Source organism: Spirosoma knui (assembly GCF_054780635.1).
This window is the reverse complement of sequence record NZ_BAAGVY010000011.1, coordinates 155773-171171: the sequence shown is the minus strand read 5'-3', so window position 1 is coordinate 171171 and position 15399 is coordinate 155773. Positions and strand designations below refer to the sequence as shown.

Here is a 15399-nt window from a genome sequence, read left to right as displayed (position 1 = left end):
CGAATGCATTCGGGCGATGTGAGTATGAATGCGCTTTCGTGGTTAGTCGCGTTACCCTAAAAAAACAGCCAGCGAACAAACAAAGCTATTTTAGCTCGTTTGTTCGCTGGCCAAACGGTAGTCCTCTATACGGCTACCTCACTAGCAAACTGATTAATAACAACGGTTTACAGATCCCGAATCCAGATGTTGCGGAAACCAACCGGATTACCGTGATCCTGAAGCAGGATTGGACCAGCTCCGTGAGGCTGTACTTTGGGGTAGCCGATGTACTCGGTTGTTCCACGAATGGCGGTGTGGTTCTGCACCAGCACCCCGTTCAACAGCACCGTTACGTAGGCATAGTCCGTCATCAAACCGGCTTTGTTGAACTTCGGTGCTTGGTAGATGATATCGTAGGTTTGCCACTCGCCGGGTTTGCGGCTTGGGTTAGCCAGGGGGATTGCCTGCTTGTAAATCGAGCCCACCATACCATTCACGTAAGTTGGGTTGTTGTAGTTGTCCAGCACCTGCAACTCATAACGTCCCTGCAAGAAAATGCCGCTGTTTCCGCGGCCCTGGCTGGTGCCCTCTACCTTTTCGGGCGTTTTGAATTCAATGTGCAGTTGAAAGTCGTTAAACTCCCGCTTCGAGCGCGCTGAAAAGCCTTTGGTCGAATACAGGACACCATCCTGAACCGGCCACTTCAGCGGACCTTCGTTGGTTTTTTCCCAGTTCGCGGGCGCATATCCTTTAATAGCAACCCACTCGTCGGTGTTTTTGCCATCGAAAAGCACGATAGCATCAGACGGAGCGGTCGGACCCGTAGCGGTCGGTCCAGTATTACCCGGCGTAATAACCGGAGGAACAGGTTCCCATATTTCGCTTGACTGGGGATTTTGTTTGGCGGGTTCAGGCTGAGCCATGGCCACCTGAACCATAGCTACACCTAACAGGCTTAGGGAAAAAGCACGCGAAAGCATCACGTTTTTCATGGTAATAATTGAGGGTTATTAAATTCGCGGGTAAAACGTCCAAAGATAGACAATTGCGGTATTCAGTTCTTTTTTAAACAAAGAATGAGCGATTTCAAGTCTACTATCCGAAGTGCAACAAGCGGCCTGTTTCTGGATGCATAACCGAGAAAAACGTTTATGCAAATGCGTTGGTCAGGCGCTGATTTTGCAATATACCAGTGAGCCTGCTCGAACATAAGTCACGCATCAGTGTTTTTTTAAGGCTTGATTAAGAATTATCACCAATTACGTACTTGTGAGTGATCGCCAACCTGAACTCCGAACTGTCAACGTAACGCGCTACGTTACCCCACTGCGCGAAGGTGGCTCCTTACCGGCCATTGTTGAAGCAGACGACGATTTTTTGTACGTCCTGAAATTTCGGGGAGCCGGTCAGGGTACAAAGGCGTTGATTGCCGAACTCATTTCGGGCGAGTTGGCCCGTACGCTTGGCCTGCGCATACCCGAGTTGGTGTTTGCGAATCTGGATGAGGCCTTCGGACGTACCGAGCCCGACGAAGAAATACAGGATTTGCTACGTGCCAGCACCGGTCTGAATTTAGCTCTTCACTACCTGTCGGGGGCCATTACGTTCGATCCACTCGTGACCAGTATCGATGCAAAGCTCGCTTCGCAGATTGTCTGGCTCGACTGTCTCATTACGAATGTTGACCGCACGGCACGCAACACGAACATGCTCAGCTGGCATAAAGAGCTCTGGCTGATCGACCACGGAGCATCGCTGTATTTTCATCATACGGGTCAGCCCTGGCAGGAGCAGGCGAAGCGGCCGTTTGCGCAGGTAAAAGATCATGTTTTGCTACCCCGAGCCACCGAACTCGATGCCGTCGACGCGGAATATAAACAGCTACTTACGCCCGAACGTATCCAATCCATCGTGTCGCTGGTTCCCGACGAATGGCTGACCGCAGAGCCCTCTTCTGAGTCGGCGAATGAACTGCGGCAGGTTTATGCCCAATTTTTAGAGACGCGCCTTGCTGCGTCGGACGTCTTTGTCAAGGAAGCCCAACATGCCAGAAAAGCACTTGTTTGAATACGCCGTGATTCGGGTTGTGCCGCGCGTTGAGCGAGAAGAGTTTCTCAACGTCGGCGTTATTGTTTATTGCTCTACGCAAGGTTTCCTGAAAACGGTCTATGCGTTACCCGAAGAGCGGCTTCGGGCGTTTTCACCGGATGTAGATATGGAGGAGCTTCGGGAGCGGCTTCGGGCCTTCGAACGAATTTGTGCCGGACGTAGAGAAGGCGGACCCATTGGTCAGCTACCCACAGCCGGACGTTTTCGGTGGTTGACAGCTACCCGCAGTACCATCGTGCAAACCTCGCCCGTTCACGCCGGACTGTGTACCGATGCTACCGAAACGCTATCACGGTTGTATGAGCAGTTGGTCGGTTGATGGGTATAATGTGTAGCCTTCTAAGCCTGAACAAGTAAAGTTTTGTCATCTCGAGCTTGCGAGGGATCTTCGGATGAGGCTGCAAAGATTTCTGTTACAGAAGATCCCTCGCAAGCTCGAGATGACAAAAACTACTATAAAACACTCGGGACAATAAAGCCATCAATAAATTATCCACTATTCCGAATAAGTATTAAAGTCGGCTCAATCGCTCGGCGGCTTCCTGCAAGACAGCATCATCTTTGGCGAAGCAGAAGCGCAGGATTTTGTAATCGTTTTTCTGATTGTAAAACACCGAGACAGGAATAGAGGCTACGCCGATTTCATGCGTCAGTCGTAAGGCCAGATCGTAGTCAGGTTCGTCGGTAATGTTTGTATAGGAGACGGTTTGAAAGAAACTCCCCTCAGCTGGTTTGAAGGTAAAACGGGAATTCTGAAGACCGGCGAGAAACAGATCCCGCTTGCGCTGGTAAAAGTCGGGTAACCGTAAGTAATGATCGGGCTGTTGCAGATAATCTGCCAGCGCGTACTGAATGGGCGTAACGGTGCTGAACGTAAGGTACTGGTGAACTTTACGAAATTCAGTGGTTAATTCAGCCGGAGCCAGGCAGTAACCAATCTTCCAGCCGGTGATGTGAAACGTTTTACCAAACGATCCAACTACAAACGTCCGTTCACGCAATTCGGGGTGCGTCATCAGCGAATGGTGTACCCGTCCGTCGAATAAAATGTGTTCGTAAACCTCATCGCTCATGATCCAGATGTCTCTGTCGCGAACGAGGGCAGCCAGTTGGGCCAGATCATCAGTGGTCCAGACATGGCCGGTTGGATTGTGCGGTGTGTTGACCAGAATCATCCGCGTCTTATCGGTAATCTTCTGCTCAACGACCTGCCAATCAATGGTATAATCAGGCGGGGTTAACGTTACGTATACCGGCACACCACCGTTCAATTCAATGGCGGGTACATAACTATCGTAGGCGGGTTCAAACACAAGCACTTCATCACCCGGCCGAACCACAGCCGCTATAGCCGCAAAAATGGCTTCGGTAGCGCCGGACGTAACGGTGATCTCCGTTTCAGGATCGTAGTTGACGTTGTATAGATCAGCCGTTTTCTGCGCCAACGCTTCGCGTAAGGCCGGAACACCCGCCATTGGCGCGTACTGGTTGAAGCCTTTCCGCAGGTATCGCTCCACCAACGAAACTAGTTCAGGCGAACAGTCGAAACCCGGAAAGCCCTGCGACAAGTTAATAGCTCCCACCTCAGTCGCCAGCTTCGACATGACGGTGAAAATGGTGGTGCCGACGGCTGGTAACTTCGATGCAAGACGCGTTGCGGGTGTGCTATTCATATGTGGGGTAAGCCTTAGTCAAGTTGATTAACCTAACACTTTTGTCATTCTGACGTAGGAGGAATGACAAAAAGCTTAACACTATTAATAAACTCTATTAAACCATGACCCGGATAACCGCTTCGGAGAAACGCTCCATCTCTTCAAGCTGTGGGCTGCACTGCAACAGCATGAAGTCAACACCAACGGCTTCAAAAGCGGCTACACGCTCGGCTACCTGATCGGGCGTACCGACCAGACCAGACCGTAACCCACGATTGGATACCGAATAATCTTCCAGCGATGGCTTCTTTTCCAACTGGGTACCTGCTAACCACTGCTGGTAGTTCTTGTAACCTGCGGCAAATCCGTTTACGTCGGTAATACGAGCGATTTCCTGTTTCACCTCCTGTTCGGTATTCCGAACGATTGAATAAGCTGCTACGCCGAATTTCATGGGTGGCAGACCGAATCGCTCACGTCGTTCGCGGAGGTCGTTGATCCGCCGACCAATGGCTTCCGGATCATCACCATGCATGACGTACCCATCGCATTTTTCGGCAATCAGGTTTTTCGCGGCCTCCGACTCGCCACCGGCATAGATGAACGGGCGAGGCTGCGAAATCGGTTTCGGCTGTAAAATCGAATCACTGACGCGGTAATATTTTCCCTCGAACGAGAAGTGATCCTGCTTCCATAGGTTGTCCACGATGTGTAACCACTCGGCCGTACGCGCATATCGATCATCATGTTGCTCGAAATGAACGCCGTACTTCCGGGCTTCATCCTGCCACCACGACGACACTACGTTCAGCGTTAACCGTCCTCCACTGATGTGGTCGATGTTAGCGGCTTGCTTTGCCAGTAAAGCCGGCGAGTGAAAAGTCGGGCGAACGGCTACCATCAACTCAATACGTTCGGTGACAGCCGCCAATGCAGCCGCCGTCGACCAGGCATCGAGCGAAGGCGCTTCTTCACCCTTGATGTCATTGAGATTCAACTCGGCAATAAGCGTCAGGTCATAACCCAACTCCTCACTGCGTTGCGCCAATTTCTTGACGTAATTCCAGTCGGCCTGCATGTTTTCGTCCTCGACGTTGCGGAGCCAGCCGCCAAACACGGGCAACCAATAGCCAAATTTCATACAGTTTCTGTTTGTTGAACCAGTTCGAGCTGCGTTTCCAGGTAATCGACAAAGCGTGCGTACGGATCGAATCCAACTACGTTCACCGCATCAGCCACGAAGTTCGACAAGGCGTTGATGTCGTAGTACAGGATATCGCCGTTACGTTCGTCAATCAGGTACTCAATCCCGCCTACGTCGATCTGAGCCGCTTTCACAATACGCTCGACATCGGCAATGATCTCCGCTGGAGGTGTATATGCTTCTACCTGTATACCTTTCTTGGGGGCTTCAGTGAGGCAGAAATCAGCTTCCGGTTGTTCGGGAATGGCACAAATCTCGGCTGGACACAGGTTAAAGCTCTCGCCCGTAGTAAACACCTTCATGGCATAGAGAAACTTCCCACCCAGCGTTTCCACCCGCACGATATGACCACCGCTCGGCTTCACATACTCCTGAACCAGGGCGGTATAGTCAATACCTAAATCAATCTGGTTCGTTTCAATGGCCAGTTGCAAGCCTTCAGGCGTATCGAAACGAATGATGCCCGCACCGGCTCCACCAATGTTCACTTTTACGACCAGCGGAAAACGTAGTTGCGCAGCCGCCGATTGAATCTGTGATACGTGGTTCACCACCCGCGATTTGGGGTAACTCAGTCCAAGCGACGACAATAGGGCTAACTGGCGGGCCTTGTTCGTTTCGATGCTGGTTGCCACAGTTCCGTTGATAACCCGAACCGGTGCCGTTCCGGCGGACCGGCCGGAGCGACCGATACGCTCCAAGTGCGTCAGATACCCGGCGGTATGAAAAATGCCCTGCACATGCCCCCGCAGGTAAGCCGACGAACTCATGCGGTTGACGACCAGCGAATACGGACTTTCGGTTTCCGAGGGATCATACTGATGATGTGCTGCGTCAATTTTCTCGTAAGCTAATCCCCGACGATCCAGCTCGGCAAACAGCGGCTTAAACCACTCAGGGTGCTCATAATAAACGCCAATTGGCTTCTGTGTATCAGACATAGTTGTTAATGAGTCGTTCATGACGCTGACGGATAGCGGTCAGCTTTACAAAAATAACGCTATATCGCTTATAGAGCCTTTATCACTGTCGAGTACAATTAAGAATTACACTGCTTAACAACGTTTTAGCGACCTGCTTTCTATAAATTTTACGAACTTATAGATACGCATAGGTAAAAACGGATGAGTATATATCTTTGGGCTATTAATAAGCGTAGAATATTTTGTTTTATTTAAATAATTGAGTACTTAACTAACCTTACCAGCCAAATGAAACAATTTGTACGAGTACGGACTGTCGTGATTGGTCTACTGCTGTGGGCAGTCTGTCTGATCGCTACCACGGCTCAGGCGCAGGAACGTCGCATTACGGGGCGCGTTACGTCCAGCAAGGACCAACAGGCCATTCCGGGTGTGAACATCCTTATTAAAGGTACCCAAACCGGGACTACGACGAGCGCCGATGGCGACTTTTCGCTGAATGTATCGCCAAACGCTACGTTGGTTGTCAGTGCCATTGGTTTCGCCGGTCAGGAAATTGCTGTAGGAAACCGCACGCAGCTTACCATTTCGCTTCAGGAGGCCAATCAGAGCCTGAACGAGGTAGTCGTTACGGCCCTGGGTATCAAGAAAGAAGCAAAAACGCTGGGCTACGCTACGGCCACCGTATCGCCTGACCAAATCACAACCAACCGGACAGTTAATTTCGTGAACGCGCTCCAGGGTAAAATTGCGGGCGTGAACATCAGCAGCCTCGGCACGGGAGCCGCCGGTACGAGTAAAATCCGGATTCGGGGCCAGTCGTCGTTCTCTGGGCAGAACAACCCGCTCATCGTGATCAACGGTGTGCCCGTCGACAACACCAACTTTGGTCAGAATAACGGCAACACGGGTGGCGATAACTCCATAGGCAGCCGTGACCGCAACTACTCGGACGGTGGCGACGGGCTGTCGTCGATCAACCCCGACGATATTGAGCAGATGACGATCCTGAAAGGGGGTACAGCAGCAGCTCTCTACGGCTCACGAGCTAAGGATGGCGCTATTCTGATTACCACCCGCACCAAAGGTGCCAGTTCTGGAATCGGCGTTACGTATAACACCAACTTTACTACCGACCGACCGCTCGATTTCACGGATTATCAGTACGAGTACGGCCAGGGCGAGTACGGCGTCCGGCCGACAGCGGCTAACCCTACGTCGGGCGTGTGGAGTTTCGGCGAGAAATTTCAGCCGGGCATGACGCAGGTTCTGTTCGGGGGCGTAACGGTGCCTTATGAGCCCGTTCGCAACCGAATCAATAAATTCTACCGCGACGGTTCAACCTGGACGAACTCGATTGCCGTTTCGTCGAGCAGCGAGAAAGGTGGCTTTAATCTCTCGGTTTCCAATACCGACAATAAGGGTATTACCCCAAACAATACGTACAACCGGAAAACGATTAACCTCGGCTTCAGCTATAACCTGTCGCCGAAGCTGAACGTAACGGGTACGCTCAACTACTCCAACGAGTACAACAAAAACCCACCTCAGATCGCCCAGCAGGACAACAGTACGCCAACTGTAGTGTATACGCTGGCTAACTCCATGCCGTTCGACGTGCTCGAAGCCAATCAGATCAACCCCGCTACCGGCAACGAGTTCATCTATTCGCGGTTCATGAACCGCACGAATCCCTATTTCGTCTTGAACAACAAGTTTGAGAACATCCGGCGCGACCGTCTGTTTGGTAACATCACGGCTCGTTACAACTTTACCGACTGGCTGTATTTGCAGGGCCGCGTTGGGCAGGATTTCTGGACCCGCGATCAGGATTATAACTTCCCCACCGGTCAGGCGTCACTGGCCGCGGCTCCGGCCGGATTCGTCAACGGTGCGTATGTGCAGGAGGCTCGGCGCTTCCGCGAAGTCAATGCAGACTTCCTGATCGGTGCCAACCGGCAATTCGGTAAGTTTGGTGTCAACCTGAACCTGGGGGGCAACCAGCTCTACCGCCGGAGTGACGTGAACAGCGTACTGGCTACTGATTTCATTGTGCGCGGATTATACGTACCCCAGAACGGCCGGGTAAAAGATCCAACCTTTGGCTTGAGCGAGCGTAAAGTAAACTCGCTCTACGGGGCTGCAGAGTTCTCGTACAACGACTTCCTTTACATCAATGCCACGGCGCGGAACGACTGGTTCTCGACCCTTTCTCCCGCCAACCGCAGCATCCTGTATCCATCCGTGACGGGTAGCTTCGTATTCTCTCAGGCGTTCAACAACCTGCCAGCCTGGGTGAACTTCGGTAAAATCCGGGCGGCCTACGCCGAAGTAGGCAGCGACGGGGACGTAGCGCCGTATTCAAACAACCTGTTCTACGCCGTCAACGCCAACCTGTTTCCTAACCCGGCAGGGCAGAACCAACCACTGGGTAATATCACCTCGAACACCATTCCAAGTACGAATTTAAAGCCAAGCCGGACGGCCGAGGCTGAAGTAGGTCTGGAGTTGAAGCTGTTCAACAACCGGGTTGGCCTCGATTTCACGTATTATAACAAGATTACCAGCGATCAAATCGTATCCGCCCAATCATCTGATGCGTCTGGCTACACCAGCACGCTTATTAACAGCGGACAAAGCCGCAACCGGGGTGTCGAGTTGTTAATTAACCTGGCCCCTATTCGGACCTCGTCCTTCTCGTGGGACGTAACGCTGAACGGCTCCTACAACAAAACGAAGCTGTTGCGTTTATTGACTGACGATGATGGCAGTCCGGAAAAAGATTACAACAAAGACGGTCGAGCCGAGCAGATCAAAACCGGCGACGGGATCTACGTGGGTGAACTTCGTCAGGTTGTCGGTCAGGAATTAGGTCAGTTGTATACGTATGGCTATGTTCGCGACGCGCAGGGTCGGATTGTACACGGGGGTGATGGTCTGCCCGTTCGGACGCCAACGCCGATCTCGTTTGGTTCGGCGCTACCCAAATACGTTGGCGGTATCACCAACAGCTTTACCTACAAAGGTGTCAACCTCGCCTTCCTGATCGACTTCAAACTCGGTGGAAAGATGATTTCCGGTACAAACCTCAACGCATTCCGCCATGGTTTGCAAATGGAAACGCTGGTGGGCCGGGGTGAAGCTGACCAGAAAATGGTCGGCGTGGGTGTAAACGAAAAAGGCGAAGCTAATTCTGTTCGCGCATTCGTACAGGATTATTACTCTGTTGGCCGGTCGAAAAGCCTCGGTGAGCAGGTTACGTACGATGCCGGTTTCTGGAAATTACGCCAGATTACGTTGTCGTACGATTTCACCCGGTTCCTACCCAGAACGCTGTTCATCAAAGGCGTTCGTCTGAGTGCGGTAGCCAACAACGTAGCGATTCTGAAGAAGTGGGTACCAAACATCGACCCTGAATCTTTCGGCTTTAGCTCCGACAACCTGGTTGGGCTGGAATCGACCGGCTTACCTACCACCCGAAGCATCGGTTTCAACCTGAACGTCAAATTCTAACTGAATTGCCCGTAGTCACCGGCTTGTTCAGTGACTACAGGCACCAACGATTTTACTTATGAAAAAAATAACACTTACGCTTGGGCTGATTTGTGTGTTGGGCTGGATGAGCAGTTGCGACAAAGGTTTCGATCAGCTCAATATCAATCCAACGGCGGCTACGTCCATCAATCCGCTTTTTGAGCTGAACAACGCAATGGTCAATACGGCCTATCCGGGCTCTACGCTGATCTTCGAAGAAGCGATTGTTCAGCAGATTTTCACCCCCAACTCAGGAATTGTGGCGGGTGGCAACTATAACATCGACAACCGTGGCCCCGCGGGCAGCAACGGCGGTATCTGGCGGCAGTATTACCAGAACGTAGTTCGGTACCTGGTCGATGTGGTGAAACAAACCAAAAGCGACGCCAACCGAACCAATCTCTACAACATGACGCGTATCTGGAAAGCTTACACGTTCATGGTGCTGACGGATACCTACGGCGATGTGCCATACACCGAGGCCGGGACTGGATACATCAGCGGGAACACAACGCCTAAATACGACACCCAGGAAAGTATTTATACGGACATCATTAAAGAACTGACCGAAGCCTCGGCGGCTTTAGACGCCACCAAACCGACCGAAGCCGGTGAAGTCATCTACGGCGGGAACGTTCAGAAGTGGCAGCGGTTCGGCTATTCGTTGTTGCTCCGGGCAGGTATGCGCCTGACAAAGGTGAACCCTACGCTGGCCCAGGCGACTGTGCAGAAGGCCGTAGCCGGTGGACTGATGCAATCCAATGCCGATAACGCCGTGATTCGGAACAACGCCAACTACACCAATCCGGTTGGTGGTACCCTGAACTCGACCGAAGCCGCCAACTATTACCTGACGGGTAATTTTGTGGATTACCTGAAGTCGACGGGCGACCCTCGTCTGGCATCGATCGCGGTACGGTACGTTGGTGCCAAAAGTGGTCCTGAGCAAACAGCCGCCCGCGCGAACCGTGACCCGTCGGTGCAGATCGGTATGCCACTAGGATACGATAATGGAACGATTACGGCCCGCGCCACCGCGGATAAGCTGGCGAGTTTCTACGACTATTCGCAGCTAGACCGGACGCGGATGGGCAGTCAGTTCGCGCCGACTTTTCTGGTAACCTACGCCCAAACCCAATTATTGCTGGCTGAAGCCGCTCAGCGGGGCTGGACAACGGGGAATGCCGCCGACTTCTACAACGCAGGCGTTACGGCGCACATGAAGCAACTGGGCGATTACGATGCCAGCGCGCTGGTATCTGACGCGAACATTGCGACCTATCTTCAGAAAAATCCATACGTAGCGGCCAACGGCCTGGAACTGATCAATACGCAGTACTGGGTAGCGTCGCTGCTGAATGGACCCGAAGTGTTTGCGAACTTTCGGCGCAGTGGTTTTCCGAAGCTAACCCCTAACCCGTATCCGGGTAAGGAGATCAAAGGCGATTTTATTCGCCGGTTAAGCTATCCTGATCAGGAGATTTCGGTAAACCTATCAAAACTGAACGAAGCACTAACCCGCCAGGGTCCCGATAACCTGGACACACGCGTTTGGTGGGACAAGCAGTAACCATAAACTTATCCTGCAAAAACACAAAAGCAGCCTGAGGTAGGCTGCTTTTGTGTTTTATAAACGGTTTACTCATTCGGCTTTGCGGGTTGCCCATCGCCGACAGCTGGACCGGCTCCTGTATCCGACGTACCACCGAGCGTATTGCTTTCTACATCGGCGTTATCTTCTTCCTCCGGGGGCGTTTCGTGGCTGGCCTGTGGTTGCGAAGTCGGGTTTTCGTTTTTCACTTCTTCACTGTCAAACTGGCGACTACTCAGGTAATCGCCCTTCATCATCAGCGTTTTCATAGCGTCAAGTTGTTTATGATGTAAACGAGTCCTGGCGCCATAAGTTTACATACACGTAACGCTACGCATCGGTTGTGGGCTCACCTTGCCCCGTGCTATCCGGTCGCGGAGGGAACCCACGACCACGCCCCCAGCTACTGCAACGATTACGCCATTGCTGTTTCATCTGTTCGCGCTGCTCAGGTGTCATCTGTTGCCAGCGCTCGGTCATTTTTTGCTTCCACTCACGTCGGCCAGGGCCACCTTGCCAGTCGTGGTTGCCGCGCTGAAACCCGTACCGGCCGGGGCCGAAGCCACGCCCCCCGCCAAACAACAGCCGACTTAATACCAGTAAACCCAGAGCCTGCCAGAACGTAATGGCAGAAATCCCTAGAATGTCGGGTAGCAACGCATTCCATAGCGCCATAACGGCAAAGCCAGCGAACCCGACGAAGAGGACAGCGAAGCCAAGAAAGCGTAAACCCCGGCGAATCCAGAAGCGTTTCATAAGATACGGGTTTGAAGTAGTTCAGTTTTTTTCTGAAGGGGCCTGATGCGGTATTTAACTGGTTTTTGACGGAGTCGGCGATGTTCATACAAATACTGATGCCGTCCGTACCCATAATGAGATCTTCGCCCCCCGCGCCAGGCACCGAGGCCAATCAGGAGGTGGGCTAGTACCAGAAGCCCTAACGCCTGTAGGAACCACAATCGGGGACCATTAAAGAAAAGAGGAACGAGCCAATTCCAGAGCCAGGTAAGTACGTAGGCTGCCAGCAGAAATAAGCCGACTCCAAGAACCACAAAACCAACTGCCTGTACGATCATCATGTTTATTGGTCTAGTCGTTAGTTTTCGCTGAAAAAGTCTTCATATAAGTCGCGTAATCGCTCGCGCAGATGCAGCACCGCGTATCGTTTTCGGGATAGTAACGTGCTGACCGATACGTCCCACTCAGCCGCCATGTCCTTAAAACTTCGGCCTTCGAACTCGTGCTGAACAAACACGTCCCGCTGTTCTTCGGGCAACTCAGCGAGGGCTTCGGTGATCGCTTCCAGCAACGTATCCCGGAAAAACGTGCGTTCGGGTCCGGAGTCGTCGGCCAGGGCCAGCCACTCGCCCAGCACTGGAGCCTCGTCGTCATCGGTATAATCAGGCCCATTCAGCGAGACGGTGCGTCCGCCCGCTGACCGATCGCGCCGGTACCAGTCGCTGATTTTATTGCGGGCAACGGCAAACAACCACGATGCTACCCGCTCAATGGGCTTCGCCAGTTGATACGCTTCGGTGAGTTCCACAAACACATCCTGCAGCAAATCTTCGGCTTCGTCGGGGTCAGGGAGCCGTCGGAGAATAAACGCTAACAAACGCCCCCGCTCCTTCCGGACGGTTTCGCCGAGCTGACGAGCCGATTCGCGATCGGGGTTCTCAGTGGACTTTGCTACAGGGAGAGGGGTCACGTTCATGCCGGTTTCCTTACAACCAGGTAGTCGGAATCAGGCCGGAAATATTGTAGAGTTCCAGCGTTTTAACCGCGTGAATCGGATAAACGGACGAAATAGGGTCTAGAAAGGTGCTCTTTCGGGATGATATTCAGACTGGTTCCTGGTTTCCTCAGCCGTTAGCTCTTCCGGAACACGACATCGGTGAAGTATCCGTTTGCATCTGTAAACCAACTCACTACGTTAAAGTCAGTCTGCTGAGCCAGGTCCTGGATCTGAGCGCGGGTAAACTTGCGGGAGATTTCAGTGTGAATAATTTCACCGGCGTCGAAGGGCACAACCATGTTAAGGGCTCTGATCTGAACCGCCTGCGCCTGTTCACTCACCAGATAACTGCGAGCTTCGCCCGTCTCGGGATTGTACACTTCGTAGTGACTGAACGCCGAGAGGTCGAAATCAGCGTCAAGTTCCTCATTGATACGTCGAATCAGATTCAGGTTAAATGCTTTCGTTAATCCCTGCTGGTCGTTATAAGCCGCATGAATAATGGCCGGATGCTTTTGCAGGTCGAAACCCGTTAGCACCAGATCACCGGATTTGAGCCGATCGGAAAGCTGACGGTAAAAATCAATGGCTTCGTCAGGGGCGAAATTCCCGACATTCGATCCCAGAAACAGGACGACCCGGCGATTATCGGACTCAACTGAGAGTTGTTCCAGAGCCGCGAAGTAATCATCATGCTGCGGATTAAGAGGTAGATTCGGCCAGTTTTGCCGTACATCAGCGACCAGTCCGTTGAGTGCATCCGCGGAGATGTCAACCGGCGCATAGGTAAACCGAACGTTACGTTCCTGAAAATAGCTAAGCAATAGTTTCGTTTTCAGCCCATCGCCCGCACCCAGTTCTACCAGATCGAACGCCTGATCGTCGGCGGCAAACACATCAAGCAGGTCGGCCTGGTAGGTATCCAGAATTTCGTATTCCGACCGGGTCAGATAATACTCCGGCGACCGCATGATCTCCTGAAAAATCCGACTCCCTTCGGCGTCATAGAAAAAACGCGACGACAACCGTTTAGGTGTTTTGAGCAAACCCGTCCGTACTTCTTCGGCCAGGGGTGACGTATCATCAGATAGGGTGTTTGCATTCCCCTCGGTCGCGTCATCGGTTACCCTTAGCTCTCGATTAATCGTATTCCCGTATACTGCCATCGCTTATCAGGTTGAAAGAAATTACGATACGTAGGTCGGGAGTGGCCCTCCGGCGTAGCAACTGAGGCACCCCGCAAGACCGTCTGTCCGCTCATAAATTTACCGTTGTATTCGCCCACGGCTCCTTCTGCTGTGCTAAAGCCCGGATAAGGCAGATAGGCCGAACTGGTCCACTCCCACCGCTGGCCCCAGTCAAGCGTACCGGCAGCAGCTTCCCATTCGAACTCGGTAGGCAAACGCGTCGCTTTCCAACGGGCGTATGCATCGGCCTCGTAATGACTAACATGAGTTACTACCTCTTCTGGCTCCACAGGCTTTAGCCCATCGAATGTATAATGATGCCAGACGCCCTCAATCCGGTGCCAGTACAGGGGAGCCTGAATGCCATTGGCATTGACCCAGGCCCAGCCATCAGCCAGCCAATAGCGGAAATTACGGTAGCCACCGGCTTCAATGAACGCCATATACTCGCCATTCGTAACCAGATTTCCCGACAGCGCGGCTTCATGAAGAAAAACTTTATGTGGATTCAACTCATTATCGAAGCAGAACGAATTCCCCCGATGACCAATCGTATAAATGCCTTCGTTGATCCCTACAATCGAGCGGGACGATTCCGTTACGTGCTCGACAAGGGGCATACGAACGGCCGGAAACAGTGGATTATGACCGAGAATATACTTGATGTCGGTGATTAGAAGTTCCTGGTGCTGCTGCTCATGATTCAGACCCAGTTCAATCAAGGACAGCAGACTAGGTACCACATCATCCGAATCCAGGTATCGGCGCATGTGTTCGTCAACGTAAGCCCGGTAGGCATAAACGTTTTTAACCGTTGGCCGACTTAGATTGCCCCGATCCGTCCGGAGTACGCGCCGACCAACCGATTCGTAATAGCTGTTGAACACGAAGCTAAAATCATCGTTGAAGATCCGGTACGTTGGCACATTAGGCACCAGTATAAAGGTTTCCCAGAACCAGGTTGTGTGCCCCAGGTGCCATTTAGGCGGACTCACATCGGCGGTAGGCTGCACGACGTAATCCTCCGTTTCTAAATCCTGGCAGATGGCTTCGGTATGGGCTCGAACGCGGAGATACTGCTGCGTAAGCGTCTGTTCTGCAATCACAATGAAGTGGAGCGTAAGTGGTTTTCGTTAATAGATTAACCAGAGGTTCGCAATTAAGTTAGAGATCGACCCCATTAAAAATGGGTTAATGGCTCAATATCCGCTTATTTGCTCATCGACGTAACACCACACCCAGCGTTCGCCGGGTTCAGCGGAAGCCACCACCGGATGACCGGATCGGTGGAAATGTTTTGTTGCGTGTTTATTGGGCGATGAGTCGCAGCAGAGCGTAACACCGCAGGTTTGGCAGGTGCGCAGATGAACCCACGAGCTACCTGTTTTCATGCACTCTTCGCAGGCGTACTCTTCGGCTTCGCGAATGCTGGTCAAGGCTCCCAGATGGGAACAATACGTTTGTTTGAGCATATAACGT

At 52.3% G+C, this 15399-nt stretch carries 15 protein-coding genes; 4 read left to right on the top strand and 11 right to left on the bottom strand.

Annotated features, from left to right (window positions below):
* Positions 1–167: 167 nt before the first annotated feature.
* Positions 168–974, bottom strand: coding sequence for a 3-keto-disaccharide hydrolase (locus ACYVIY_RS21360; protein WP_460978427.1), 807 nt, complete (start codon positions 972–974; stop codon positions 168–170).
* Positions 975–1251: 277 nt separating this feature from the next.
* Between ACYVIY_RS21360 and ACYVIY_RS21355 the strand changes: the two genes are divergently transcribed.
* On the top strand, positions 1252–2049 hold the full coding sequence (locus ACYVIY_RS21355; protein WP_460978426.1) for a HipA family kinase: 798 nt from the start codon (positions 1252–1254) through the stop codon (positions 2047–2049).
* On the top strand, positions 2027–2410 hold the full coding sequence (locus ACYVIY_RS21350) for a DUF3037 domain-containing protein (RefSeq protein WP_460978425.1): 384 nt from the start codon (positions 2027–2029) through the stop codon (positions 2408–2410). The genes ACYVIY_RS21355 and ACYVIY_RS21350 overlap by 23 nt, the downstream gene beginning before the upstream one ends.
* Before the next feature lie 193 nt (positions 2411–2603).
* Here the strand turns inward: ACYVIY_RS21350 and ACYVIY_RS21345 are convergent, their stop codons facing one another.
* The 3 genes from ACYVIY_RS21345 to ACYVIY_RS21335 form a co-directional block, all read right to left on the bottom strand.
* Entirely contained in the window at positions 2604–3764 is a 1161-nt protein-coding gene (locus ACYVIY_RS21345) for a methionine aminotransferase (RefSeq protein WP_460978424.1), read from the bottom strand.
* Between the two features lie 97 nt (positions 3765–3861).
* Positions 3862–4887 (bottom strand): LLM class flavin-dependent oxidoreductase, encoded by a 1026-nt coding sequence (locus ACYVIY_RS21340; protein WP_460978423.1) that lies wholly within the window; start codon positions 4885–4887, stop codon positions 3862–3864.
* The gene (locus ACYVIY_RS21335; RefSeq protein ID WP_460978422.1) at positions 4884–5891 is read right to left on the bottom strand and encodes an ATP-grasp domain-containing protein; all 1008 of its coding nucleotides are present in this window, start codon (positions 5889–5891) and stop codon (positions 4884–4886) included. Before ACYVIY_RS21335 ends, ACYVIY_RS21340 begins: the two co-directional genes overlap by 4 nt.
* A 270-nt stretch (positions 5892–6161) precedes the next feature.
* Between ACYVIY_RS21335 and ACYVIY_RS21330 the strand changes: the two genes are divergently transcribed.
* Complete coding sequence (locus tag ACYVIY_RS21330) at positions 6162–9386, top strand: SusC/RagA family TonB-linked outer membrane protein (RefSeq protein WP_460978421.1); 3225 nt, start codon at positions 6162–6164, stop codon at positions 9384–9386.
* Positions 9387–9444: 58 nt separating this feature from the next.
* A complete protein-coding gene (locus tag ACYVIY_RS21325) occupies positions 9445–10977 on the top strand; it encodes a SusD/RagB family nutrient-binding outer membrane lipoprotein (protein ID WP_460978420.1) in 1533 nt (510 codons plus the stop codon).
* A 68-nt stretch (positions 10978–11045) separates the two neighbouring features.
* Here ACYVIY_RS21325 and ACYVIY_RS21320 read toward each other — a convergent pair whose 3' ends face one another.
* From ACYVIY_RS21320 to ACYVIY_RS21290, 7 genes are all read right to left on the bottom strand, one after another.
* Positions 11046–11267 (bottom strand): hypothetical protein, encoded by a 222-nt coding sequence (locus ACYVIY_RS21320; RefSeq protein ID WP_460978419.1) that lies wholly within the window; start codon positions 11265–11267, stop codon positions 11046–11048.
* 61 nt (positions 11268–11328) lie between these two features.
* The gene (locus tag ACYVIY_RS21315) at positions 11329–11754 is read right to left on the bottom strand and encodes a hypothetical protein (protein WP_460978418.1); all 426 of its coding nucleotides are present in this window, start codon (positions 11752–11754) and stop codon (positions 11329–11331) included.
* The gene (locus ACYVIY_RS21310) at positions 11751–12077 is read right to left on the bottom strand and encodes a hypothetical protein (RefSeq protein ID WP_460978417.1); all 327 of its coding nucleotides are present in this window, start codon (positions 12075–12077) and stop codon (positions 11751–11753) included. The genes ACYVIY_RS21315 and ACYVIY_RS21310 overlap by 4 nt, the downstream gene beginning before the upstream one ends.
* 17 nt (positions 12078–12094) lie before the next feature.
* Positions 12095–12712: an RNA polymerase sigma factor gene (locus ACYVIY_RS21305; protein ID WP_460978416.1), complete on the bottom strand. Its 618-nt coding sequence runs from the start codon at positions 12710–12712 to the stop codon at positions 12095–12097.
* 155 nt (positions 12713–12867) lie between these two features.
* The gene (gene egtD / locus ACYVIY_RS21300) at positions 12868–13899 is read right to left on the bottom strand and encodes an L-histidine N(alpha)-methyltransferase (RefSeq protein WP_460978415.1); all 1032 of its coding nucleotides are present in this window, start codon (positions 13897–13899) and stop codon (positions 12868–12870) included.
* Positions 13863–15026 (bottom strand): ergothioneine biosynthesis protein EgtB, encoded by a 1164-nt coding sequence (gene egtB, locus ACYVIY_RS21295; protein ID WP_460978414.1) that lies wholly within the window; start codon positions 15024–15026, stop codon positions 13863–13865. The genes egtD and egtB overlap by 37 nt, the downstream gene beginning before the upstream one ends.
* Before the next feature lie 93 nt (positions 15027–15119).
* Positions 15120–15392, bottom strand: a complete 273-nt coding sequence (locus ACYVIY_RS21290; RefSeq protein WP_460978413.1) for a UBP-type zinc finger domain-containing protein — start codon at positions 15390–15392, stop codon at positions 15120–15122.
* Positions 15393–15399: the final 7 nt, after the last annotated feature.

Bases quoted from the DNA above. Each gene is read 5' to 3' on its own strand.
- ACYVIY_RS21360 (WP_460978427.1), bottom strand. From the start codon at position 974: ATGAAAAACGTGATGCTTTCGCGTGCTTTTTCCCTAAGCCTGTTAGGT.
- ACYVIY_RS21350 (WP_460978425.1), top strand. From the start codon at position 2,027: ATGCCAGAAAAGCACTTGTTTGAATACGCCGTGATTCGGGTTGTGCCG.
- ACYVIY_RS21345 (WP_460978424.1), bottom strand. From the start codon at position 3,764: ATGAATAGCACACCCGCAACGCGTCTTGCATCGAAGTTACCAGCCGTC.
- ACYVIY_RS21340 (WP_460978423.1), bottom strand. From the start codon at position 4,887: ATGAAATTTGGCTATTGGTTGCCCGTGTTTGGCGGCTGGCTCCGCAAC.
- ACYVIY_RS21335 (WP_460978422.1), bottom strand. From the start codon at position 5,891: ATGTCTGATACACAGAAGCCAATTGGCGTTTATTATGAGCACCCTGAG.
- ACYVIY_RS21330 (WP_460978421.1), top strand. From the start codon at position 6,162: ATGAAACAATTTGTACGAGTACGGACTGTCGTGATTGGTCTACTGCTG.
- ACYVIY_RS21325 (WP_460978420.1), top strand. From the start codon at position 9,445: ATGAAAAAAATAACACTTACGCTTGGGCTGATTTGTGTGTTGGGCTGG.
- ACYVIY_RS21320 (WP_460978419.1), bottom strand. From the start codon at position 11,267: ATGAAAACGCTGATGATGAAGGGCGATTACCTGAGTAGTCGCCAGTTT.
- ACYVIY_RS21315 (WP_460978418.1), bottom strand. From the start codon at position 11,754: ATGAAACGCTTCTGGATTCGCCGGGGTTTACGCTTTCTTGGCTTCGCT.
- ACYVIY_RS21310 (WP_460978417.1), bottom strand. From the start codon at position 12,077: ATGATGATCGTACAGGCAGTTGGTTTTGTGGTTCTTGGAGTCGGCTTA.
- ACYVIY_RS21305 (WP_460978416.1), bottom strand. From the start codon at position 12,712: ATGAACGTGACCCCTCTCCCTGTAGCAAAGTCCACTGAGAACCCCGAT.
- egtD (WP_460978415.1), bottom strand. From the start codon at position 13,899: ATGGCAGTATACGGGAATACGATTAATCGAGAGCTAAGGGTAACCGAT.
- ACYVIY_RS21290 (WP_460978413.1), bottom strand. From the start codon at position 15,392: ATGCTCAAACAAACGTATTGTTCCCATCTGGGAGCCTTGACCAGCATT.